A 22,704-nucleotide genomic window follows, 5' to 3' on the forward strand; every position below is an offset into this window, starting at 1 on the left:
CGATAAGATGTCAGAGAGAACAAAAGAAATCTTTGAAATATAGCACCTGTTGAAACAATCCATCAGTATATAGAGAGTCAGGGTGAGAAAGATAAACCGGGCAGTAAAAATAAGGATCTATCCAAATAAAGAACAGATAACCCAGATAGAGAAGACAATCGGCTGCAGTCGTTTTCTCTATAACCGGATGCTTGCGGATAAGATCCGTTATTATCAGGAAGAAAAAAAGATGCTGAAAAATACGCCGGCCGGATATCCCATGTTTTACCGGAATGCAGAGAAAAAACTTGCCCGGGAACAGAGAAAGCTTTCCAGATGTGAAAAGGGCAGCCGTAACTATCAGAAACAGAAGAAAAAGATTGCATTATATCATGAAAAGATAAAGAACCAGAGGAAGGACTTCCAGCATAAGCTCAGCCACAGCCTTGCAGAAGACTATGACGCGGTATGTGTGGAGGATCTGAACCTGAAGGGGATAGCCAGAGGCCTGCATTTCGGAAAAGGGATACAGGATAACGGATACGGTCAGTTCCTTTCCATGCTTGGATATAAGCTGGAAGAACGTGGAAAATATCTGATAAAAGTAGACAGATATTTTGCATCCAGCAAGATATGCAGTGTATGCGGGCATAAAAAGAAAGAGCTGGCATTATCAGAACGGACATACCTGTGCGAATGTGGAAATCGGATGGACCGGGATGTGAATGCGGCGGTCAATATTCTGGAAGAAGGAAAAAGAATATATAAAAAATGTGCATAATAGCACAGAAAAGATCCGTAACCGGATAAAAAAGAACCGCGGGACACGCGGGGATAGCCCGTTTTAGCTTTGCCCTGAAGGGCAATTGAGCAGGAAGCTCCCACTTCAAAATCTGTAAGATTTAAGTGGCGAGAGCATGTCACAAGCATTTCTAAACTGTTTTGGAGTCATATGATAGTGTTCCTTAAAACACTTATAAAAATGAGTTGTGTTAGTAAAGTTTGGTTGGAGAGGCTGCCCTTTGCCGGGATATCCTCTTTTCTATTTTACAGAAGAAATCAAAAATTACAGGTATTCAACCTAACGAAATCGTGATATAATGAGCGTGAGAGAGCCAACATGCTTGCATGATTGGCGAACGGCGAATTGGATCATGATAGTTGCGAAGCAACGGTAAGCACCGAAGGTGCGAATCATGATATAATCAAAATATATTTGAATGAGAAATATTGAGGTAGCTTATGGGCGTAAGTTATAACAGATTGTGGAAAATGCTCATAGATAAAAATATGAAGCGGATAGAGATGCAGTACCTCACTGGAATCAGTGGAAACATTCTTGCCCGGATGAGAAAAAACCAGTATGTATCAATGGAGACGATTGAGAAGATCTGTAAGAAACTGGACTGCACCGTTGATGAGATGATGGAGTTTACAGATGATGAGTAACAGGAGCAGACATGTCAAATTATTAAAACTGGCAGAATGCACCAGAAGTCGAAAAAAGAATTTGAAAAAAAATAACACGCCGGATACGGCATAAATCTCTTAGCAAAGCTAAGAGCGCACTTCTATACAGGCAATTTCATCTGCCTGTATCGTGCGACCTGCGGTGCTGCTCCCGGTTTTGAGAAATCTCAATCTGGGAAATACAGCGAAATCAGAGATTTCGTACAAGGGGCTGTTTCCCCTTGCGGCACAGGTGCCTATCCCCGAAGTTTGTGACTGAATACCTCAGATACAAACATATGGGGTGAAAAAAAGCGTGAAATCGGGATTTAACGCTTAACGAGGAGGAATAAACATGGCAAAGAAAGAAGAAAGATTTGAAGTTATATTTAGAGATGGAAGTTCGCTTAAAGATGAAGGGATTCGACAAATTCTTGTAGATAAGGAGACTGGAGTTAATTATCTTTGTTGGAAATCTGGATACGGGGCTGGTATTACACCTCTTCTGGATTCTGAAGGAAAAGTCATAATTACAAAGTAAAATTCAGTGTTTTCAAGGGTTTGCAGAGAATTTAATAACAAAATATAACAGTTATTAAATCGCTTAAAACAGGTGAAATCTCAATCGGTATTTGGAGGAACATAAATGAAACAAACAACAAAGAATACGGGAACAGATATGGCATTAGGGATGTGCTTTGGTGCAGCTGTTGGTTCTGTGATTGATAGTTTAGTTTAGCAGGAAAAACTGAATTGTCCTGCAAGATTATAGATGCAGATGATGAATGGATAAAAATTTGCTATACAGAGAAAAAAGATAAACAGGTAGTTAAACTGATGCGGATTGAAAATGTTGACTCAATAGAAGAACAGTAAGTTTCGTTTTGGAAATTCAAGGGCAGCATCGTTTAAAACTTTACGAAATGTGAGGTGGAACGTATGGGAATAAACTATACGTTCTCTTTTTTTGCTCATTTTCGAGAAAAAGTGATTAAAAAACTATTGACATTTTGTTGAAGGATTGTCCAGATTGTTTGTAAGAAACTTCAATATAGGGTGTGAACCCGGTTGTTCGATATCTGGAAAATAGCCCTTCTGTTCATCGTCAGACTGTCCGCATGTCTATTGATTTTTTACCCTTTTGCAGTTGTATGTTCCAATAGAAAATCTTTATACAATCTTAATACGGAATCATAGACTTTTATACTATCTTTGAAAGCAATTGTATATAATAAAACGCATTATGAAGATATTGCTATAGAATCATTAGTAAGGAGTTATGATCATTTATGCCGGAAAAAATGTGTAGGAAAAAACACCTGACATCTTTTCAGCTGATTATTCTGGGATTTGCAGGTGTGATCCTTTTGGGAAGCATTTTGCTGATGCTTCCGTTTTCTTCTTTGGAGAAAGTGCCGACGCCATTTCATGAGGCACTTTTTACAGCCACTTCGGCAGTATGCGTTACAGGGCTTGTAGTAAAGGACAGCGGAAGTTACTGGTCTGTGTTCGGACAGACGGTTATTCTTGCGCTTATACAAATAGGTGGATTTGGAGTAGTAACCGTAGCGGCAGCGGTTTCGCTTCTTTCAGGGAAAAAAATATCTCTCATGCAAAGAAGTACAATGCAGGATGCAATTTCAGCACCTAAAGTTGGAGGAATCGTCAGATTGACAAGGTTCATTTTAAAGGGGACTCTTTTGATTGAAGCAGCAGGAGCTATGTTATTGCTGCCGGTTTTTGTATCGGATTATGGCTTAAAGGGAATCTGGATGGCAGCCTTTCATTCTGTTTCTGCTTTTTGTAATGCAGGATTTGACATTCTGGGAACGGCAGATAATGCCTTTCCGTCTTTGACAGGGTATTCTGGAAATATCCTTATAAATGTGGTAATTATGCTGCTGATCATCACAGGAGGAATCGGTTTTCTCACCTGGGATGATATTTATAGGAATAAAATGAATTTTAAACGTTACCGCATGCAAAGCAAGATTATTCTCATGACTACTGTATGTCTGATTATTTTTCCGGCAGTTTTTTTCTTTGCCTGTGATCTGAAAAACCTGCCTGCAGGAGAACGCCTGTTAGCTGCCATGTTTCAATCGGTAACTACAAGAACTGCCGGCTTTAATACCATAGACATTTCAGAGATGAGCGAGGCATCAAAAGCGGTTATGATACTGTTAATGCTGATCGGTGGTTCGCCGGGTTCTACAGCAGGAGGAATGAAAACAACCACTTTTACGGTACTGATTCTGAATGCAATTGCAACCTTTCGCAGTCAGGAAAATGCAGGGGCTTTTGGACGGAGACTGGAGTATCATGTGATAAAAAATGCAGCCACAATAGCTATGCTCTATTTTACATTATTCTTTTGTGGAGGTGTTGCAATCAGCGTATACGAAGGTCTTCCCCTTTTGGATTGTCTGTATGAAGCAGCTTCAGCTGTGGGCACGGTAGGTCTGACCTTGGGAGTCACACCGGGACTTCATGTTTTTTCACAAGTTGTGCTGATCATACTGATGTATCTGGGACGCGTAGGCGGCCTGACCCTGATTTATGCAGTATTCTCAGGAAGAAATAAGGGAAATGCAAAGCTTCCTCTGGAGAAAATCACAGTTGGATGAGAAGGAGAAAAGTAATATCATGAAGAATGTATTGATTATTGGACTTGGAAGATTTGGAAGACATATTGCCATGCAGCTGAATCAGCTTGGGCATGAAATTATGGCAGTTGACTGGAAGGAAGAAAGGGTGGACAAAGTGCTTCCGTTTGTGACTAACGCCCAGATCGGGGACAGTACCAATGCTGAATTTTTACAATCCCTTGGAATTGGAAACTACGATATCTGTTTTGTGACTATTGGAGGAAGCTTTCAGAATTCTCTTGAGACCACTTCCCTTCTGAAAGAACTGGGAGCAAAACTGGTAATATCCAGAGCTGAACGTGATGTCCAGGAAAAATTTCTCTTACGTAATGGTGCAGATAAGGTGGTTTATCCAGAAAAGCAGGTTGCAAAATGGGCATCTATCCGTTACACAGATGATCATATCCTTGATTATATGGAGGTGGATGCTTCTCATGCGATTTTTGAGGTAGAAGTGCCGGAGGAATGGACTGGAAAAACTGTAGGCGGACTGGATATCAGAAAGCGTTACAATATTAATATTCTGGCAGTAAAAAATGAAGGAGAATTTAATATTGCAATTTCTCCGGATACGTATTTGGAAGAGAATAGTAAATTACTGGTGCTGGGAGAATACAGAGCTCTTCAGAAGTGCTTCCACATATAGTAAAAAAGATTTTTGACCACAACACAGCCCCATGATATAATTTTCAAAACAGTAAAAGGTGGGGGACAGGATGAATTTAAAAAATGTGAATCATCAGAAACGATCATTTACATGGTCTATGGAAAAACCGTCTGCAAAGGATTATTTTCTGACAGTATTTATATTTGTGGTATGCACCTTAATTGGTCTGTTGTTTCAGAAACTGAATTTTACGGATACGAATATTGTAACCATATATATTCTGGGGGTTTTGATTACTTCGATTGTGACAGATGGCTATCTTTGCAGTGTGGCAGGCTCTTTTTTAAGTGTATTTTTATTTTGTTTTTTTCTGACAGAACCAAGGATGTCTTTCAAAACCTATGCGGTGGGTTATCCGGTGACATTTTTCATAATGCTTATTTCATCCGTACTTACGGGAGCACTTGCAGCAAAGCTGAAAACACATGCAAAGCTGTCTACACAGCTTGCTTTTCGTACACAGATTCTGTTCGATACAGACCGTCTGCTGCAAAATGCAAAAGGGGAAACAGAGATTCTTGATGTCACCTGTACACAGCTTCTCCGTTTATTAAACCGCAATATTACAGCATATGTAGTAGAAAATGGAACTTTATCAGAGGGAAAGCTTTTTTCCGGGGAAAAAGAGGACACAGAAGATTTTTTGATACCAGAAGAGCAGCAGATAGCCAGATGGGTCTGTGAAAACAGACAGCATGCCGGTGCGTCCACACACCATTTTCCTCAGGCTAAATGTTTATATCTGGCAATCCGGAGCGGGGATAATGTTTACGGTGTGATCGGGATACCATTGCAAAAAGAAACACTGGACTCTTTTGAATACAGCATCCTGTTGTCTGTAATAAATGAATGTGCGCTTGTAATGGAAAATGCGAAAAATGCATTAGAAAAAGAAAAAAATGCAGTTATGGCCAAAAATGAACAGCTGCGGGCAGATCTTCTTCGGGCGATTTCGCATGATCTTCGTACGCCGCTTTGCTCCATTTCCGGTAATGCAGATATGCTGCTTGGCAATAGTGACCGTCTGGACGAAGCTACAAAACATCAGATTTATAGCGATATCTATGATGATTCTGAATGGCTGATCGGAGTTGTGGAGAATCTGCTTTCCATTACCAGACTGAATGACGGAAGACTGAAATTTAAATTTACAGACCAGCTTCTGGATGAGGTGATTGCAGAATCCCTGAGGCATATCAGCCGGAAACATGATGATTATAAAATTGTGACAGACTGCGAAGAACTTGTTCTTGCACGTATGGATGTACGTCTTATTATGCAGGTTCTGGTAAATTTAGTTGACAATGCAATAAAATATACACCACCGGGTTCTGTGATCTGCATTCGGGGAACGAAAACAGATGGAAAAGCGCAGATAAGTGTGGAAGATAATGGACCGGGAATTCCGGAAGAAATGAAAACATATATTTTTGAGATGTTTTATACAGGGAAAACAACAGTTGCGGATAGTCACCGAAGTCTGGGACTTGGACTGGCACTTTGCCACTCTATTATAGAAGCACATGAAGGAACCCTGGTTTTGACAGATCATGATCCTCATGGATGCAATTTTATTTTTACTTTACCCTTAAGCGAGGTGACATTAAATGAATAAAACATTAATTCTGGTGGTTGAGGATGACAGACCCATACGTAATCTGATCGTTACTACATTAAAAACACATGACTATAAATATCTGGCTGCAGAAAACGGATTTTCAGCCATTCTGGAAGCTTCGTCCCACAATCCGGATATTGTTCTTCTGGATCTGGGACTTCCTGATATGGAAGGGGTAGAAGTGATAAAAAAAATCCGTACCTGGTCGAATATGCCTATTATTGTGATCAGCGCCAGAAGTGAGGACACAGATAAAATAGAGGCGCTGGATGCAGGAGCAGATGATTATATTACGAAACCGTTCTCTGTTGAGGAATTACTTGCGCGTATCCGTGTCACCCAGAGGAGACTTGCGGTTATGCAGAGCGGAGAGCAGATAGAAAGCTCTGTTTTTGAGAATGGTGGATTAAAGATAGACTATACTGCAGGCTGCACATATCTGAAGGGAGAGGAATTGCATCTGACACCTATAGAATATAAGCTGCTCTGTCTTTTGTCCCGCAATGTGGGGAAGGTATTGACACATACCTATATTACCCAGCAGATTTGGGGACGATGTTCGGATAATGACGTTGCTTCTCTTAGAGTTTTTATGGCAACATTGCGAAAAAAACTGGAGCCTGAGAAAAATGGAGTGCAATACATCCAGACACATATTGGCATTGGATATCGCATGCTTAGAATTGAGAAGTAAAAAGCTGGATACGGAGTATGTCACATACAATGACTGTCTTTCCATCGTTTTCCGGGTCGATCGTATCTGCTGCATCAACGTAAACTGCGTCTTTCAGAGCTGCTTTTGTTTTGGGGTTATCCACAAAGATCATCTTTAAAGCAGATACAAAAAAGAATATTCCGATTATTACAAGGAGAACCCCTCCTGCTTTCTTCAATATCTTCACAAATTTCATCACCTTCCCTTTCTGTTAATATTTTCTGCAAGTATCTCAATCATATTATTACATATTTTGCTTCGTTTGCCACTGTCACTTGCGATAGTAACAGGTTAGATTATTTTCTGGAATTACCATAGGATTCATGCTATTATGAAAAGTAATAAGACGGATAACAATAATAAGGTATGCTTTATAAATGGAAGGGGCGATAAGATGGCAGGATTAAAAAAACTTCCAATTGGAATTGAAAATTTCGAAAAGCTGCGGAAGGAAGATTTCTATTATATAGATAAGACACGACTGATTGAACAGCTGCTTACAAGATGGGGTGAAGTAAACCTGTTTACCCGCCCAAGACGCTTCGGAAAATCCCTGAATATGAGTATGCTCCAGAGTTTTTTGAGATTGGAAAAGATAAGGCTCTGTTTGATGGGCTGAGGATTTCAGATAATCAGGAATTATGTGAAAAATATCAGGGAAAATTTCCGGTGGTTTCTGTCAGTCTGAAGGGAATTAATGGTGCCACATATGAGGAAGCCCGAAGATTTCTCATAAAAACAATCAATGAAGAAGCCCGCAGACTATCCGTACTTTCAGACAGCACAGAGCTTGATGAAACAGATCACGAATTACTGACACAGTTAAAGAAAAAAGAAATGACAAACGATTCTCTGGTGTACAGTATCCGTGAACTGACAGAATTGCTGGAAAAGCACTTCAGCAGATTATAGATATCAGATATACTGAGTCGTTGGAACAGGAAGGGATTCATACAATTATAAAATATGGAATCGCCTGTTACAGAAAGAAATGTAAGGTGCTGATGAGAATAGACAAACAGTGAACACAGAATATTCAGACCTCATTACCGGATGCAGAACGAACGGTAATGAGGTCTTGTCACGTTATCCTTTAGTTACTGTTCACTCCGTTCACAGTAACTTAGCCAAAATTTATTCCAGATTGCCTGCGGCAATGGAATTTTGGCTTGTATGTCTCGGGATTTTGGCATATTCATGCCAAAACACCTCGCGGGATAGTGGTATGTGAACAGTAACATCCTTTACTCTAATGCTGAGCTTTTTCCATGTTTACAATTGACATCTTAACAGGAAATGATTATGATATTTCTGACAGCGCTTTTTAGCTGTCCTGATTTCATATCAAATCAAATACCCTGTTGCCAGTGGGATATTTGATTTGATATGAAATGAATGAGGAATGGTGAAATACGAAGGAGAGTTAGAGTTATGAGTATTTCCATGATTGGAATTGACCATAATATGGCACCGGTGGATATTCGTGCGAAATTTGCATTTACAAAGAAAAATGCCGGTGAAGCAATGGAAAAAATAAAGAATCAAAATGGAATATATGGATGCGTGATCCTGTCCACCTGTAACCGCCTGGAGGTCTGGGCAAGTGTGGATGATGAGGTGGATGTCTGTCTTTATGACTGCCTCTGCAGGATAAAGGGAATCACTGAGGATTCTTACAGACAATATTTTGTAGAGCGTAAGGATCAGGAGGCAGTTGAGCATCTTTTTTATCTTACCAGTGGTCTGAAATCACAGATCATAGGGGAGGATCAGATCCTTACACAGGTGAAGGATGCCCTGAATCTGGCAAGAGAGAATTTTGCGGCAGATGGTGTTTTGGAGGTTTTGTTCAGAATGGCTGCCACAGCAGGAAAGAGGATTAAGACAGAGGTTCCTTTTTCTCATGGAAATCCGTCAGTGATCCATCAGGCCATCGGATTTCTGGCAGAGAAGGGGTATTCTCTCAGGAATAAGACCTGTATGGTCATCGGTAACGGTGAGATGGGCAAGGTGGCTGCTCAGGCCTTGCAGGAGGCAGGTGCAGATGTAACAGTGACCATCCGTCAGTACAGAAGCGGAGTTGTGAATATTCCGCTGGGCTGCAAGCGTATTAATTACGGTGACAGAATGGAGTATATGCCACAGTGTGATCTTGTAGTAAGTGCAACTGCAAGCCCGAATTTCACATTAAGAGAAGAATTATTCCAGGGAATCCGGACAAAGGATGACCTGATCCTGATCGATCTGGCAGTTCCCAGAGATATAGAGCCATCTGTTGGAAAGATCCAGGGGGTCACACTTTATGACATGGACAGCTTTCGTATAGAGGAGGTTCCTGCAGAACTTCAGGAAAATCTGGAGGCAGCAGGCGCGATCGTAAGAGAGCAGATGGATGAATTTTTCCAATGGCTGGATGGAAGGGACCTGATTCCAAGAATTCAGGATATTAAAGATGAGGCAGTCAATGACCTGAATTTAAGGATTGCAAAGATATTAAAGAAAACACCCATGGAAGAGGATGACAGGCAGAATCTGGTCCATGCAGTGGATACGGCAGCAGGAAAAGTAGTAAATAAACTGATCTTTGGTCTGCGTGACAGTCTGAATCAGGAGATTTTCCTTGAGTGTGTGGCAGGACTGGAGAAAATATATGAAGAATAAGCCGTATTTTCCAATGTTTATAGATTTATCAGACAAGAATATCGTGGTTGTGGGCGGCGGAAACATTGCAACCCGTCGAGTGAAAACCCTTTTATCATTCACCAGAAATATCAGAGTCATTGCTCCGAAGGTCACCATGGAGATGATGGAGCTTGGCAAAGCCGGCTATGTAGAGCTGATCACACGTCCGGTGAAGCGTACAGACTTTGCGATGGCATATATGGTGATCGCAGCTACTAATGACAGAAAGTTAAATGATGAGATCCACAGGATCTGCAGGCAGGAAGGCGTTTATGTTAATGTAGCCAGTGACAGGGAGCAGTGCGATTTTTATTTCCCGGGAATTTATATGGAAGAGGGACTGGTGGTGGGAATCACAGCCAGCGGTCTGGACCATAAAAAAGCGCGCAGGATAAGAGAAGAGATTCAGAATGCCCTGGAGAGAGTTGCGCAGGAAGATGATAATGAGGAGGAAAATGATGACTGAGGTGATCATTGGAAGTAGAGAGAGTAAGCTGGCAGTTCTCCAGAGTGAGATGGTAAAAAGCTACATAGAACAGAAAAACCGTGAAGAAAATGCCGGCTCTGAAATAACAGTAAATATCCTGACTATGAAAACGACAGGAGATATTATTTTGGATCGTACCCTGGATAAGGTGGGCGGAAAAGGACTGTTTGTAAAAGAACTGGACAGGGCATTGCTGGATGGTAAAAGTAATCTGTCTGTACACAGTCTTAAAGATATGCCTATGGAGGTTCCAAAAGAGCTTCCGCTTCTGGCCTTTTCAAAGCGTGAGGATCCAAGAGATGTACTGGTGCTTCCTGAGGGAGTGGCGGAGCTGGATCCGGATAAACCTCTGGGATGTTCCAGCTTAAGGAGAACTCTTCAGTTAGAGAAGTTGTATCCTGAGATGGAGGTAAAGAGTATCCGTGGAAATCTGCAGACAAGGCTTCGCAAGCTGGATGAAGGAGAGTATTCCGGGCTGATCCTGGCAGCGGCAGGTCTGAAACGACTGGGGCTGGAAAGCAGGATCAGCAGATATTTTACACCGGATGAGATGATTCCTTCAGCAGGTCAGGGAATCCTGGCTGTGCAGGGACGCAAAGGTGAGGATTATGGGTATCTGGACGGATACTGTGACAGGGATGCCTGGATTGCAGGAACTGCAGAGCGCGCATATGTAAAATATCTGGACGGAGGATGTTCTTCGCCTGTAGCTGCATTTGCAGAGGTGGACGGAGATGAGATCTTTATCCGCGGTTTATATTACAGTGAAGCTACAGGAAAGTGGCTTACAGGTCAGATCAGAGGTGCAGCAGAGGATGGAGAGAAGCTTGGAATTGCACTTGCAAAGCAATTGAAATCTGACTGTGAGGGAAGATAAAAAAATTTATAAAAAGAAAATTCTTGTGATGCAAAAAGGAGAAGAAACATGGCAGCTGGCAAGGTTTGGCTGGTTGGTGCGGGACCGGGTGATATCGGGCTTTTTACATTAAAGGGCGCAGCGGTTCTGCAGCAGGCAGATGTGGTAGTATATGACAGTCTGGTAGGCGAAGGGGTTCTGGCAAAGATCCCGGAGCATGCCAGACTGATTAATGTAGGCAAAAGAGCAAATCACCATACCATGGTGCAGGAGGATATTAATAAGGTTCTTCTGGAAGAAGCTGAAAAAGGAAATAAAGTAGTAAGACTTAAAGGTGGAGATCCCTTTCTCTTTGGAAGAGGCGGGGAGGAACTGGAACTTCTTTCTGAGAATGGAATCCCTTATGAGATTGTACCCGGAGTGACATCTCCCATTTCTGTTCCTGCTTATAATGGGATTCCTGTGACACACAGGGATTTCTGTTCGTCCTTACATATTATTACAGGACATAAACGTGCAGGGCAGGAGTATGATATAGATTTTAAAGCACTGACTCAGACAAAGGGAACACTGGTATTTCTAATGGGAATTGCAGCACTGGAGGATATCTGCAAAGGGCTTCTTGCAGGCGGCATGGATCCGGATATGCCGGCAGCAGTTCTTCAGAAAGGAACAACAGCAGGACAGAAGCGGGTGGTTGCTACTGTAGGTACACTCAAGGAAGAGGTGGACAGACAGGGGATAGAGACACCTGCCATTATTGTTGTGGGAAAGGTATGTTCTCTGGCTGACAAATTTGCCTGGTATGAGAAGCTTCCTCTGGCAGGCTGGAAGGTTCTGGTCACAAGACCAAGACAGCATATTTCAAAGACAGCAGATCTTCTCCGCCAGAAAGGTGCCGAGGTTCTGGAACTGCCGTCTATCTGTACAGTACTTGTAGAGGATAACAGCAGACTGTATGAGGCATTTGAGAAACTGGATACTTACCAGTGGATTATTTTTACAAGTCCTGCAGGTGTGGAGATCTTTTTCGATGAGATGGACAGAAAAGAGATGGATGTGCGCAGTTTGGGACAGGCGAAGATTGCAGTGATCGGTGAAGGAACGAAGAAAAAGCTGAAAGAGCATCACCTGCTGGCTGATTTTGTGCCAGGTGTGTATGATGGAGATACTCTTGGAGCAGAACTTGCAAAAGAACTTCAGGGAAATGAAAAAATTCTGATCCCAAGAGCTGAGGCCGGAAATAAAAAGCTGACAGAATTGCTGGAGCAGACAGGTGCGAAGGTAGATGACATTGCTACTTACACAACCTGTTATGAAAAGAGCAGGTTGATCGATGAGAAGAAAGAGCTGGAGACAGGAAGTGTGGACTGTGTAGTATTTACCAGTGCCTCTACTGTAAAGGGATTTGTGGAAGGCACAAAGGGACTGGACTATACGAAGGTAAAAGCTGCCTGTATCGGAAAACAGACCAAAGCTACAGCAGATGCTTATGGTATGCAGACCCGCATGGCAAAGAAGGCTACCATCGAAAGTCTCATAGAGCTTGTGGAAGAGATGAAACAGGAAAATTGATAACTATTCTGCAAAAAATGGAACAGTTATGAGAATTGTTGATAAAAGGAGCAAAAAGACATGGACTTAATTCAGAGACCAAGAAGGTTAAGAGGCAGTGAAAACTTAAGAAAAATGGTAAGAGAGACCAGAATGGACAAGTCTTCTCTTATTTATCCCTTATTTGTAAAAGAGGGAACAGGGATTGAAGAAGAAATCCCTTCTATGGAAGGACAGTTCCGCTACAGTGTAGACCGTCTTCCTTTTGAACTGGAACGTCTGCAGAAGGCAGGAGTAAACAGCATTATGCTGTTCGGCATCCCGGATCACAAGGATGAGGTGGGAAGCGGTGCATACGATCCCAACGGAATTGTACAGAAGGCCCTGAGAGAAGCAAAGAAACAGTTCCCGGACATGTACTATATCACAGATGTATGTATGTGTGAGTACACTTCACACGGACACTGCGGAGTGCTCTGCGGTCATGATGTAAATAATGATGCAACACTGGAATTACTGGCTAAGACAGCTGTTTCCCATGTGGAGGCGGGTGCAGATATGGTAGCTCCTTCTGATATGATGGACGGACGTGTACGTGCTATCCGTGAGGCTCTTGATGCAAACGGACATTATGGAGCACCGATCATGTCCTATGCAGTAAAATATGCATCTGCTTTCTACGGACCATTCCGTGATGCTGCAGGCTCTGCACCGTCCTTTGGTGACAGAAAGAGTTACCAGATGGATTTCCACAATAGAAGAGAGGGAATGAAGGAAGCTCTTACAGATGTAGAAGAGGGCGCAGATATCATTATGGTAAAACCTGCCATGTCTTATCTGGACATGGTCTCTGAGGTATCAAAGGCTGTAAATGTGCCGGTTGCAGCATACAGTGTAAGTGGTGAATATGCAATGGTGAAAGCAGCTGCAAAGATGGGCTGGATCGATGAAGAACGTATTATGTGTGAGATGGCAGTCAGTGCATACCGTGCAGGTGCCCAGATCTATCTTACTTATTATGCAAAAGAACTTGCGAAATGCATGGATGAAGGGAGAATCGGCTGATGGGTTTATCAGAAGAATTATTTGACAGAGCAGTAAAGGTAATTCCGGGAGGAGTAAACAGTCCTGTACGTGCCTATGGCGCTATCGGTATTGCACCGAGATTTATCGACCGTGCAGACGGATGCCATATTTATGATGTTGATGGAAAAGAATATGTGGATTATATCGATTCCTGGGGACCTATGATCCTGGGACATAATTTTCCGGAAGTAAAAGAAAGTGTACTGAAGGCATGTGAAAAGGGCCTCAGCTTCGGATGTGCAACTGCAATCGAAGTGGAGATGGCTGAGTTTATCTGTGACCATATTCCACATGTGGATATGGTGCGTATGGTAAATTCCGGTACAGAAGCTGTTATGAGTGCAGTCCGTGTTGCCAGAGGATTTACAGGAAAGAATAAGATTATTAAATTTGCAGGATGCTATCATGGACACAGTGATGCCATGCTGGTAAGCGCAGGCTCCGGTGTGATGACAAGCGGTGTTCCGGACAGTGCCGGTGTTCCTAAGGGATGCACAGAGGATACCATGACTGCTGTTTATAATGATCTGGACAGTGTACGTGCACTGATGGAGCAGGCTGACGGACAGACTGCTGCTGTTATTGTGGAAGCTGTAGGCGCCAACATGGGTGTGGTTCCCCCGAAAAAGGGGTTTCTGGAAGGGCTGAGAAAACTCTGCGATGAGTACGGTGCTCTTTTGATCTTTGACGAGGTTATTACTGGCTTCCGTCTGGCTTTTGGCGGTGCTGCAGAATATTTTGGCGTGACCCCTGATCTGGTTACCTATGGTAAGATCATCGGCGCAGGTATGCCGGTTGGTGCATATGGTGGACGCAGAGAAATCATGGAACTGGTTTCTCCTGTTGGAAAGGTTTATCAGGCCGGTACCTTAAGCGGAAATCCTATTGCAATGGCAGCAGGACTGACACAGTTAAAATACCTCTATGAGCACCAGGAAATCTATAAAGATCTGGAGGAAAAAGGAAAACGTCTCTATGGCGGTATGGAGAAAATCCTGGCAGAGAAAAATCTGCCTTACCATATCAATCACGTATCTTCCCTGGGAAGCCTGTTCTTTACAGAGCAGGAGGTTGTGGATTATACCTCAGCCAAATCCTCAGATACAAAAGCTTTCTCTGAATATTTCAAGGGAATGCTTGCGCAGGGAATCCATATGGCTCCGTCACAGTTTGAGGCAATGTTTTTATCTGTTGCCCATACAGATGAGATCATAGACCAGACATTGGAAGCTGTCAGAAATTATTTTGCCTGAATCAGAGGAAAATACAGTTTTTGCCCTATGGATCTGATATTTTATTTTTACCCATGGACAGGAAAAAATACATAAATCTAAGCTTCGGAATCTTGTTCTGATTGGAAAAATGTGCTATAATCTTTCTATTGTATGACATATATTATTGTTCACTGACAGTAACCGGAAACGGAGTGGACAATGAAGTAAAACTTCAGGACAGTAGGAGGCAATGGCTTTATGAGTGAGAGAAAATATGTAGCCTATGTGGGATCCTATACACATGGCTCTTCCAAGGATGGAATTCATGTTTATGATGTTGATGTAGAAAAGGGCACTCTTACAGAGCGCAGCGGAGTGGAAGTAAGCAATGCATCCCATACAGCAATATCAAAAAACGGCAGATACCTGTATTCTATCGAAGATGAAGGTGTAGCAGTATTTGAGAGAGATTCTGAGGGTGACCTGTCACGTATCAACAGTGTAAATATTGATGGCATGAGAGGCTGCTATCTGGCTACAGATGTAGATGGTAAATATCTCTATGTAGCAGGCTATCATGACGGTAAGGTGACCGTTGTACATACTCATCAGGATGGACGTCTGGGAAGTTTGATGGATGGTGTATTCCATAAGGGGCTTGGCAGTGTGGCAGAGCGTAATTTCCGTCCGCATGTAAACTGCGTACGTCCTACACCGGATAACAAATATCTTTGTGCAGTAGATAATGGAATCGATCAGGTGAAGATTTATAGGATCAATAAGAGAAGACATAAATTGGAACTTGTGGATATTCTGAGATGTCCCAGAGAGAGTGGACCGCGTATTATCCGTTTCAGTGATGACGGCAAATTTGCATACATTCTTTTTGAATTGACAAATGAGATCAAGACCTATAAATATGACGGTAGTGGCAAAACTCCGGAATTTGAACTGATTCAGAGTATTCCTACCATTGTAGTGAAAGATAAGGATACTCACAATGCATCTTCAGGACTGGCTATGTCTCATGATGGCAAGCATCTGTTCTGCACCACAGCCGGTATAGATACTGTGACTATGTTTGAGAGAGATGAAGAAACAGGACTTCTGGACAGAAAGTTTTTCCTGCCTGTAAGTGGCGAATATCCCAAAGATTTGGTGCTGTTTCCGGATGATAAGCATCTGGCAGTGGCAAATCATGCAAGTAATACGGTTACGGTATTTACCATTGATTATGAGAAAAATATCATTGTAATGAATGGAAAACCATTAAAAGTGGAAACACCGAATTCCATTCACATCTGGTCAGTGCCGGAGAAATAAGAATTACAGAGAAATCAAAATTACAGTTTGCTTTGATAAAAGTATTATTTGTCAAAGCAAACTGTTTTTTGTTAGTAGAACTAAATGGGGTCATGTTAATTCATGTAAAAATCCCGAACCCTGTCCATCTGGGAGCTCATATTGACAAAGAGTGCATCTGCCAGTGTAATTGCTGCCATGGATTCTACTACAACTACAGCTCTTGGAACAATGACCGGATCATGGCGGCCGTGGATTTCAAGAGAAAGAGTTTCCTTATCTTTGGTCACAGTCTGCTGGGGCTGACTGATGGATGGAGTTGGCTTAATATGGGCGCGGAGTATAATCTCACTGCCGTCGCTGATTCCGCCCATGATTCCCCCTGCGTGGTTAGAGGTTTTGACAATTTCACCATCTTTGATTGTGAATCCATCATTGTCAGTGGAACCGTTTAAGGAAGTCACTGCAATGCCATCACCGATTTCAACAGCCTTGACTGCGCCGATGGACATCAGGGCGTGGGAGAGAAGAGCACTGAGTTTGTCAAAAACAGGTTCGCCAAGTCCGGCCGGTGTTCCGGTAATGCGGCATTCGATCACACCGCCGGCACTGTCCTGGTTTTTCATACATTCTTCCAGATACTCACCGGCTTTTGCTGCTGCCTGGGCATCCGGCATGTAAAATGCATTCTGGTTGATTTCTTCTTTGTCAAAAGAAGAAATTTTGACAGGTCCGATAGATTTGGTATAGGTGCAGATGGAAATGCCAAGCTCACCTAATATTTTAGAGGCAATGGCACCTGCTGCAACTCTTCCGATAGTTTCCCTCCCTGAAGAACGTCCGCCTCCGCGGTAATCCCGGAAACTGTATTTCTGGTCAAAAGTATAGTCTGCATGTCCCGGACGGTAGGAGTATGCAATATTTCCGTAGTCTCTGGAGCGCTGGTCAGTGTTTCTCACCATCAGAGAAATGGGGGTGCCGGTAGTTTTACCTTCAAAAACGCCGGAAAGGATCTCGACCAGGTCTCCCTCTTTGCGGGCAGTGGTATAACGGCTCTGACCAGGTTTTCTTCGGTCAAGGAAAATCTGGATATCGTCTTCAGAGAGAGAGAGGCCGGCAGGACATCCGTCTACTACAGCTCCAAGGGCTTTTCCGTGGGATTCGCCCCAGGTGGTTACTTTAAATTTATTTCCAAATGATGACTGGCTCATATATTTTGTATCCTTTCGTACTGTCATTTTTGTGTGATATATATATGAATGTGGAATATATATGACTTTATTATAGCGAAGTGTAAAAGTTTTGTAAACCGGAACCATTGGAATTGACAAAAATTAATGTTCAAATTATAATGTATGGTGTGTTTTTGGCAGCTTTGGGTAAGCTGTCTGATGAGGGGAAAGATAGACTGCTGTGTAAACTCTTACAGCAGTAATAGAAAAAGAAGGGAAGTGTGAATCGTGGTAAGGATTTTTAAGACAATCGATGGCTCCATCCATGAGATCCAGGAACCTCAGGAGGGATGTTGGATTGCATTGACAAATCCTACAGCAACAGAGATATTTGAGATTTCTGAACAGTTTGGGATAGAGGTAGACGATTTGCGCGCTCCGTTGGATGAAGAGGAACGTTCCCGTATCGAAGTAGAGGATAATTATACGTTGATCCTGGCAGATGTGCCTACCATTGAGGAGCGGAATGAGAAGGACTGGTATGTGACCATTCCTCTTGGTATCATCGTCACTCAGAAGATGATTTTTACTGTTTGTCTGGAGGATACACAGGTTCTGACCAGATTTATGGAGGGCAGAGTGCGGAATTTCTTCACATATATGAAGACAAGGTTTATTTTACAGATTCTGTACCGTAACGCCAGCATGTATCTGAGATATCTGCGTATTATAGATAAAAAAAGCGAACAGATTGAGGAAAAGCTTCATCTGTCCACCAGGAATCAGGAGCTGATGGAGCTTCTGGAACTGGAAAAATCACTGGTATACTTTACAACCTCTCTGAGATCAAATGAAATGGTACTGGAGAAATTGCTGAAGGTTGAAAGTATTAAGAAATATCCGGAAGATACAGAGCTTCTGGAGGATGTTATTATTGAGAACAAGCAGGCGATTGAGATGGCCAATATTTATAGCGGAATCCTGAGCAGCATGATGGGAACCTTTGCTTCGGTTATTTCAAATAACCTGAATATTGTCATGAAGGTTCTGGCTGTAATTACCATTGTCATGAGTATTCCGACTATTGTATTCAGTGCCTACGGTATGAACCTCAGTGCTGCGGGAATGCCCTTTTCCAGGACACCCTGGGGATTTCTCATAGTGATCATTCTTTCTGTAGTAGCAAGTATCATTGCAGCGATATTTCTGTCCAAGAAGAAATTTTTCTGATGAGAGAAACTGGTTGTGGAGAGATGCTGACTGTGGCAGATTTCCCGGATAGTAAAGGAGAGTTATGAGATTTATTGACAAACTGGAACGAAAATATGGAAGGTATGGAATTGAGAATCTGACGATGTATATTATCATCAGCTATGTGCTGGGATATGCACTGATGTATATTAATCCCGGTGCACTGTCAATGCTGAGCCTGAATGTTACGAAGATACTTCAGGGACAGGTATGGAGGTTGATCACCTGGATCGTATATCCGCCAAGTACATCATCACCTCTTTGGTTTGTGATCGCGATTTTATTTTTTTATTATCCGATCAGTGCTTCTCTGGAGCATACCTGGGGAAAATTTAAATTTACCTTATATATATTGTCAGGAATGATTTTTACTGTAATCGCTGCATTTATCCTTCATTTTGTGATGGGAGGCGTATTAGATGGGCTGGGAGGAATTATTTTTTCCACATATTATATTAGCTTATCTATTTTTCTGGCATATTCATTGACATATCCTGATATGACAGTGTTACTTATGTTTGTAATACCGGTTAAGATGAAATGGATGTCAATTGTCTATGCTGCGATTGTGATCTATGATGTTGCCAGATATTTTATGAATGGAGCATGGTTTATGGCACTTCCGATCATTGCATCATTGCTGAATTTTGTGATCTTTTTCCTGGGAACCAGGGATTTCAATCGTTACAATCCCAAGGAAATCCACAGAAAGAATGAGTTTAGGCGTGCAGTGAACGGCGGAAGTAAAACAGTGCCTTTCCCTGGAAGCAGCAATGCGGTTACCAAGCACAAATGTGCAGTCTGTGGACGTACGGAAAAGGATGATCCTAATCTGGAATTTCGTTTCTGTTCCAAGTGTAACGGAAATTATGAATACTGTCAGGATCATTTATATACACATATACACAAGAAATAGGGCATAAGAGGAGAGAAAATTATTATGAAAAAAGTACCATTCGTTACTCTGGAAAAACTTCAGGAGATTACATCACAGTTTCCAACACCTTTTCATCTCTATGATGAGAAGGGAATCCGCGAGAATGCCAAAGCAGTGAAGGAAGCATTTGCATGGAATAAAGGCTTCAAAGAATACTTTGCAGTAAAGGCTACACCAAATCCTTTTCTGATCCAGATTCTTCAGGAGTATGGCTGTGGCTGTGACTGCTCGTCTATGACTGAGCTTATGATGTCCAAGGCCCTTGGCTGTAAAGAGGGAGATGTAATGTTTTCTTCTAATGATACTCCGGATGAAGAATTCAAATATGCCAATGAGATTGGCGGAATTATTAATCTGGATGACATTACTCACATTGAGAGTGTGGAGAAAGCAGTGGGATATATTCCCAAAGTGATCAGCTGCCGTTATAATCCGGGCGGATTATTCAAGATCAGCAATGATATTATGGACAATCCGGGAGATGCAAAATATGGTATGACCACAGAGCAGATCTTTGAGGCATTTAAGATTCTGAAAGCTAAGGGAGCAGAGGAATTTGGTATTCATTCTTTCCTTGCAAGTAATACAGTGACTAACGAGTATTATCCTATGCTTGCCAGAGAATTGTTTAAGCTGGCAGTTGATCTGCAGAAGGAAACAGGCGCTCATGTGAAGTTTATCAATCTTTCCGGTGGTGTGGGAATCCCTTACAGACCGGATCAGACACCTAATGATATCCGTGAGATCGGCGAGGGCGTCCGCAAGGTTTATGAGGAAGTTCTGGTTCCGGCAGGAATGGGAGATGTGGCAATCTATACAGAGATGGGACGTTTTATGATGGGACCTTATGGCTGCCTGGTAACGAAGGCAATTCATGAGAAACATACTCACAAGGAGTATATCGGAGTGGATGCCTGCGCTGTAAACCTGATGCGGCCGGCAATGTATGGTGCTTATCATCACATTACAGTAATGGGCAAAGAAGATCAGCCGTGTGATCATATGTATGATATCACAGGTTCTCTCTGTGAGAATAATGATAAATTTGCCATCGACCGTTATCTGCCCAAGGTTGATATGGGAGATTTGCTGGTGATCCATGATACAGGTGCTCATGGTTTTGCAATGGGATATAATTATAATGGTAAGCTGAAATCTGCTGAGATTCTTCTTCATGAGGATGGAAGCTTTGAAATGATCCGCCGTGCTGAGACACCAAAGGATTATTTTGCAACATTTGATTGTTTTCCGATTTATGAAAAATTGCTGGAAGATACGAAATAAGTCTGAAAGGACTTGTGATTGTCTGGAGTTTCGTGAATAGGAACATCAGACAGTTACATAAGCTTTTGTGAAGTCAAGGATATACCGGTCTGCTCGGAAAGGACTGCAGACCGGTTTTCTTGCGCCTTTATGGAGAAGACAGGAAACTGCATGATTATGGGATTTGGAGCGAGAAATATGAAATTGAAACTGAAAATAAAATTATCCGGAATGATAATCCTGCTTGGATTATTATTGATAGGAAATTTCTGCTGTCAGGTACAGGCTGCAGAAGAATATTATGTGCCTTATGGGACGATGGAGATTAAAGCAGGAAAGTCCAAAGCGATGGATATTTACTGTGATAATGTAAAGCTGAAACCATCCGGATTTAAATGGAGCAGCAATAAACCGGAATGTGTGTCTGTTGTGGGCGGTATTGTAAAGGGGAAAAAGACTGGATATGCCAGAGTCACTGCCGAAAAAAACAAAAAAACCGTAAGCTGTATGGTGTATGTATACAATAAAACACAGACAGTACCCTTTAAGAATTACCGGGGACAGGTGAAGATTACCAGAGATTCGGATTTGACACTAAAACCGGAAAAGCTTGGAAAAGGAATTACGTATACATCTTCTGATTATAATGTTGCAAATGTGACGGCTGATGGAAAGGTGATTCCATTTAAAAAGGGAAAAGTAACGATTACCTGTTGCTCCTATGGTACCAGCAAATATGTTTCCAAAATAGTAGTAGTAATTGGAAAGGCTGCCCGGGATATCAGTATAAAAAAACAGCTTTCTTTGGAAACCGGAGAGAAAATCCAGCTAGATGTAAAGGCAGTTCCTGCGAATAGGGTTTTATCTGCAATCAAATATTCTTCCGATGACAGCACAGTAGCATCTGTGGATAATAAGGGGCAGATTATCGGTAAATCTGCGGGAAGGGCCAATATTACAGTGACTGCTGCTGGTGCTGACGGGACAATTCAGAAGAATGTGGAGGTATATGTAGCGGAGGCAGATAAGGAAACAGACATTACCCAGGGAACGGATACCGGATATATCTATCACAGAGGAGATCCCACCAGTGCTCCTGAGAATACTCTTCCTGCTTTTGAAATTGCAGGAAAAAATGGGGCCCAATATGTGGAAACAGATGTATATGAGACAAAGGATGGTGTACTTGTGATTTTCCATGATACATCTCTGAAACGAATGTGTGGTGTAGATAAAAATATTCTGGATATGACATATGCAGAACTTTGCCAGTATCCGATCATTTATGGCAGAAATGCGGCTATGTTTCCCAACAATGTGGTTCCAACGCTGAAGCAGTATATTGACTGCTGTAATACCTATAATATGACACCTGTGATTGAGATCAAGCAGATTCCCAGTGCCAATGGGATGAAACAATTTAAACAGCTTTTATCTATATCTAAAAAGCAGCCGTTGATCATTTCTCTGAGGGACAGTCATCTGATCACATTGAGACAACTGGGAATTCCGTATAAAATGCAATGGGTGATCAAGGAGCCGATCACAGACAGCATCATTCGCCGATGCTCACAGTATAACTGGGATGTAAGTACCATGTATAACTTTGTGAAAAAAGAAGATATTCCCAAAGCACATCAGATGGGAGTAGGAGTTGCAGTATGGCTTTGCAAAGACCGGAAAATTGCAGATTTATTTGAAACCTGGGGTGTGGATTATATCACATGTGAAATAAATATGGAGGAGATGCTTTAGAGCGTTTTTTAAACACGCTCTAGAACATATAGAAAAAAAGGCCTGTAAAATACTTGATTTTACAGGCTT

22 protein-coding genes are annotated in these 22,704 nt (G+C 42.1%); 20 read left to right on the forward strand and 2 right to left on the reverse strand.

Translation table 11 applies throughout. The features are described 5' to 3' along the window. The first annotated feature begins 82 nt into the window (after positions 1-82). From ACTNDS_RS08425 to ACTNDS_RS08455, 7 genes are all read left to right on the forward strand, one after another. Entirely contained in the window at positions 83-760 is a 678-nt protein-coding gene (locus tag ACTNDS_RS08425) for a transposase (protein ID WP_441035007.1), read from the forward strand. Between the two features lie 461 nt (positions 761-1,221). Next, entirely contained in the window at positions 1,222-1,428 is a 207-nt protein-coding gene (locus tag ACTNDS_RS08430; RefSeq protein ID WP_441035009.1) for a helix-turn-helix domain-containing protein, read from the forward strand. Positions 1,429-1,783: 355 nt separating this feature from the next. After that, positions 1,784-1,969, forward strand: coding sequence for a DUF6440 family protein (locus ACTNDS_RS08435; RefSeq protein WP_019161960.1), 186 nt, complete (start codon positions 1,784-1,786; stop codon positions 1,967-1,969). A 748-nt stretch (positions 1,970-2,717) separates the two neighbouring features. Continuing rightward, complete coding sequence (locus ACTNDS_RS08440; RefSeq protein ID WP_441035011.1) at positions 2,718-4,055, forward strand: TrkH family potassium uptake protein; 1,338 nt, start codon at positions 2,718-2,720, stop codon at positions 4,053-4,055. Positions 4,056-4,074: 19 nt separating this feature from the next. After that, the gene (locus ACTNDS_RS08445; protein WP_055057568.1) at positions 4,075-4,722 is read left to right on the forward strand and encodes a potassium channel family protein; all 648 of its coding nucleotides are present in this window, start codon (positions 4,075-4,077) and stop codon (positions 4,720-4,722) included. Between the two features lie 70 nt (positions 4,723-4,792). Continuing rightward, on the forward strand, positions 4,793-6,358 hold the full coding sequence (locus ACTNDS_RS08450) for a sensor histidine kinase (RefSeq protein ID WP_441035014.1): 1,566 nt from the start codon (positions 4,793-4,795) through the stop codon (positions 6,356-6,358). Continuing rightward, positions 6,351-7,055 (forward strand): response regulator, encoded by a 705-nt coding sequence (locus ACTNDS_RS08455; protein ID WP_025576945.1) that lies wholly within the window; start codon positions 6,351-6,353, stop codon positions 7,053-7,055. The genes ACTNDS_RS08450 and ACTNDS_RS08455 overlap by 8 nt, the downstream gene beginning before the upstream one ends. Here ACTNDS_RS08455 and ACTNDS_RS08460 read toward each other — a convergent pair. Continuing rightward, a complete protein-coding gene (locus ACTNDS_RS08460; RefSeq protein ID WP_441035017.1) occupies positions 7,039-7,263 on the reverse strand; it encodes a hypothetical protein in 225 nt (74 codons plus the stop codon). The genes ACTNDS_RS08455 and ACTNDS_RS08460 overlap by 17 nt on opposite strands. Positions 7,264-7,407: 144 nt before the next feature. Between ACTNDS_RS08460 and ACTNDS_RS08465 the strand changes: the two genes are divergently transcribed. From ACTNDS_RS08465 to ACTNDS_RS08505, 9 genes are all read left to right on the forward strand, one after another. Further along, entirely contained in the window at positions 7,408-7,695 is a 288-nt protein-coding gene (locus tag ACTNDS_RS08465) for an AAA family ATPase (protein ID WP_441035019.1), read from the forward strand. A gap of 50 nt (positions 7,696-7,745) precedes the next feature. Then, on the forward strand, positions 7,746-7,988 hold the full coding sequence (locus ACTNDS_RS08470) for a hypothetical protein (RefSeq protein ID WP_441035021.1): 243 nt from the start codon (positions 7,746-7,748) through the stop codon (positions 7,986-7,988). Positions 7,989-8,507: 519 nt separating this feature from the next. Beyond that, positions 8,508-9,737, forward strand: a complete 1,230-nt coding sequence (gene hemA / locus ACTNDS_RS08475) for a glutamyl-tRNA reductase (protein ID WP_441035023.1) — start codon at positions 8,508-8,510, stop codon at positions 9,735-9,737. After that, positions 9,727-10,224: a precorrin-2 dehydrogenase/sirohydrochlorin ferrochelatase family protein gene (locus ACTNDS_RS08480; protein ID WP_022381476.1), complete on the forward strand. Its 498-nt coding sequence runs from the start codon at positions 9,727-9,729 to the stop codon at positions 10,222-10,224. The genes hemA and ACTNDS_RS08480 overlap by 11 nt, the downstream gene beginning before the upstream one ends. Beyond that, on the forward strand, positions 10,202-11,122 hold the full coding sequence (hemC, locus tag ACTNDS_RS08485) for a hydroxymethylbilane synthase (RefSeq protein WP_330380557.1): 921 nt from the start codon (positions 10,202-10,204) through the stop codon (positions 11,120-11,122). The genes ACTNDS_RS08480 and hemC overlap by 23 nt, the downstream gene beginning before the upstream one ends. A gap of 48 nt (positions 11,123-11,170) precedes the next feature. Next, positions 11,171-12,676 (forward strand): uroporphyrinogen-III C-methyltransferase, encoded by a 1,506-nt coding sequence (gene cobA, locus ACTNDS_RS08490; RefSeq protein WP_441035025.1) that lies wholly within the window; start codon positions 11,171-11,173, stop codon positions 12,674-12,676. A 60-nt stretch (positions 12,677-12,736) separates the two neighbouring features. Next, positions 12,737-13,720 carry a porphobilinogen synthase gene (gene hemB / locus ACTNDS_RS08495; protein ID WP_195565688.1) on the forward strand — a complete coding sequence of 328 codons (984 nt, stop codon included), beginning with the start codon at positions 12,737-12,739 and terminating at the stop codon, positions 13,718-13,720. After that, positions 13,720-14,994 carry a glutamate-1-semialdehyde 2,1-aminomutase gene (gene hemL / locus ACTNDS_RS08500; RefSeq protein ID WP_441035027.1) on the forward strand — a complete coding sequence of 425 codons (1,275 nt, stop codon included), beginning with the start codon at positions 13,720-13,722 and terminating at the stop codon, positions 14,992-14,994. The genes hemB and hemL overlap by 1 nt, the downstream gene beginning before the upstream one ends. A 219-nt stretch (positions 14,995-15,213) precedes the next feature. Continuing rightward, positions 15,214-16,278 carry a lactonase family protein gene (locus ACTNDS_RS08505; RefSeq protein ID WP_441035029.1) on the forward strand — a complete coding sequence of 355 codons (1,065 nt, stop codon included), beginning with the start codon at positions 15,214-15,216 and terminating at the stop codon, positions 16,276-16,278. A 95-nt stretch (positions 16,279-16,373) separates the two neighbouring features. On the opposite strand, the gene aroC is transcribed toward ACTNDS_RS08505, so the two are convergent. Further along, positions 16,374-17,468 (reverse strand): chorismate synthase, encoded by a 1,095-nt coding sequence (gene aroC / locus ACTNDS_RS08510; protein WP_441035031.1) that lies wholly within the window; start codon positions 17,466-17,468, stop codon positions 16,374-16,376. A gap of 249 nt (positions 17,469-17,717) precedes the next feature. On the opposite strand from aroC, the gene ACTNDS_RS08515 reads away from it, so the two are divergent. From ACTNDS_RS08515 to ACTNDS_RS08530, 4 genes are all read left to right on the forward strand, one after another. Continuing rightward, on the forward strand, positions 17,718-18,659 hold the full coding sequence (locus ACTNDS_RS08515; protein WP_303242541.1) for a magnesium transporter CorA family protein: 942 nt from the start codon (positions 17,718-17,720) through the stop codon (positions 18,657-18,659). A gap of 64 nt (positions 18,660-18,723) precedes the next feature. Continuing rightward, positions 18,724-19,596, forward strand: coding sequence for a hypothetical protein (locus tag ACTNDS_RS08520; RefSeq protein ID WP_441035033.1), 873 nt, complete (start codon positions 18,724-18,726; stop codon positions 19,594-19,596). A gap of 24 nt (positions 19,597-19,620) precedes the next feature. Then, positions 19,621-20,901: a diaminopimelate decarboxylase gene (locus tag ACTNDS_RS08525; protein ID WP_441035035.1), complete on the forward strand. Its 1,281-nt coding sequence runs from the start codon at positions 19,621-19,623 to the stop codon at positions 20,899-20,901. A gap of 177 nt (positions 20,902-21,078) precedes the next feature. Beyond that, complete coding sequence (locus ACTNDS_RS08530; protein WP_441035037.1) at positions 21,079-22,635, forward strand: glycerophosphodiester phosphodiesterase family protein; 1,557 nt, start codon at positions 21,079-21,081, stop codon at positions 22,633-22,635. Positions 22,636-22,704 lie beyond the last annotated feature (69 nt).

The sequence above is a fragment of the Blautia sp. HCP3S3_C12 genome (assembly GCF_052064155.1).
Classification (GTDB): Bacteria; Bacillota; Clostridia; order Lachnospirales; family Lachnospiraceae; genus Blautia_A.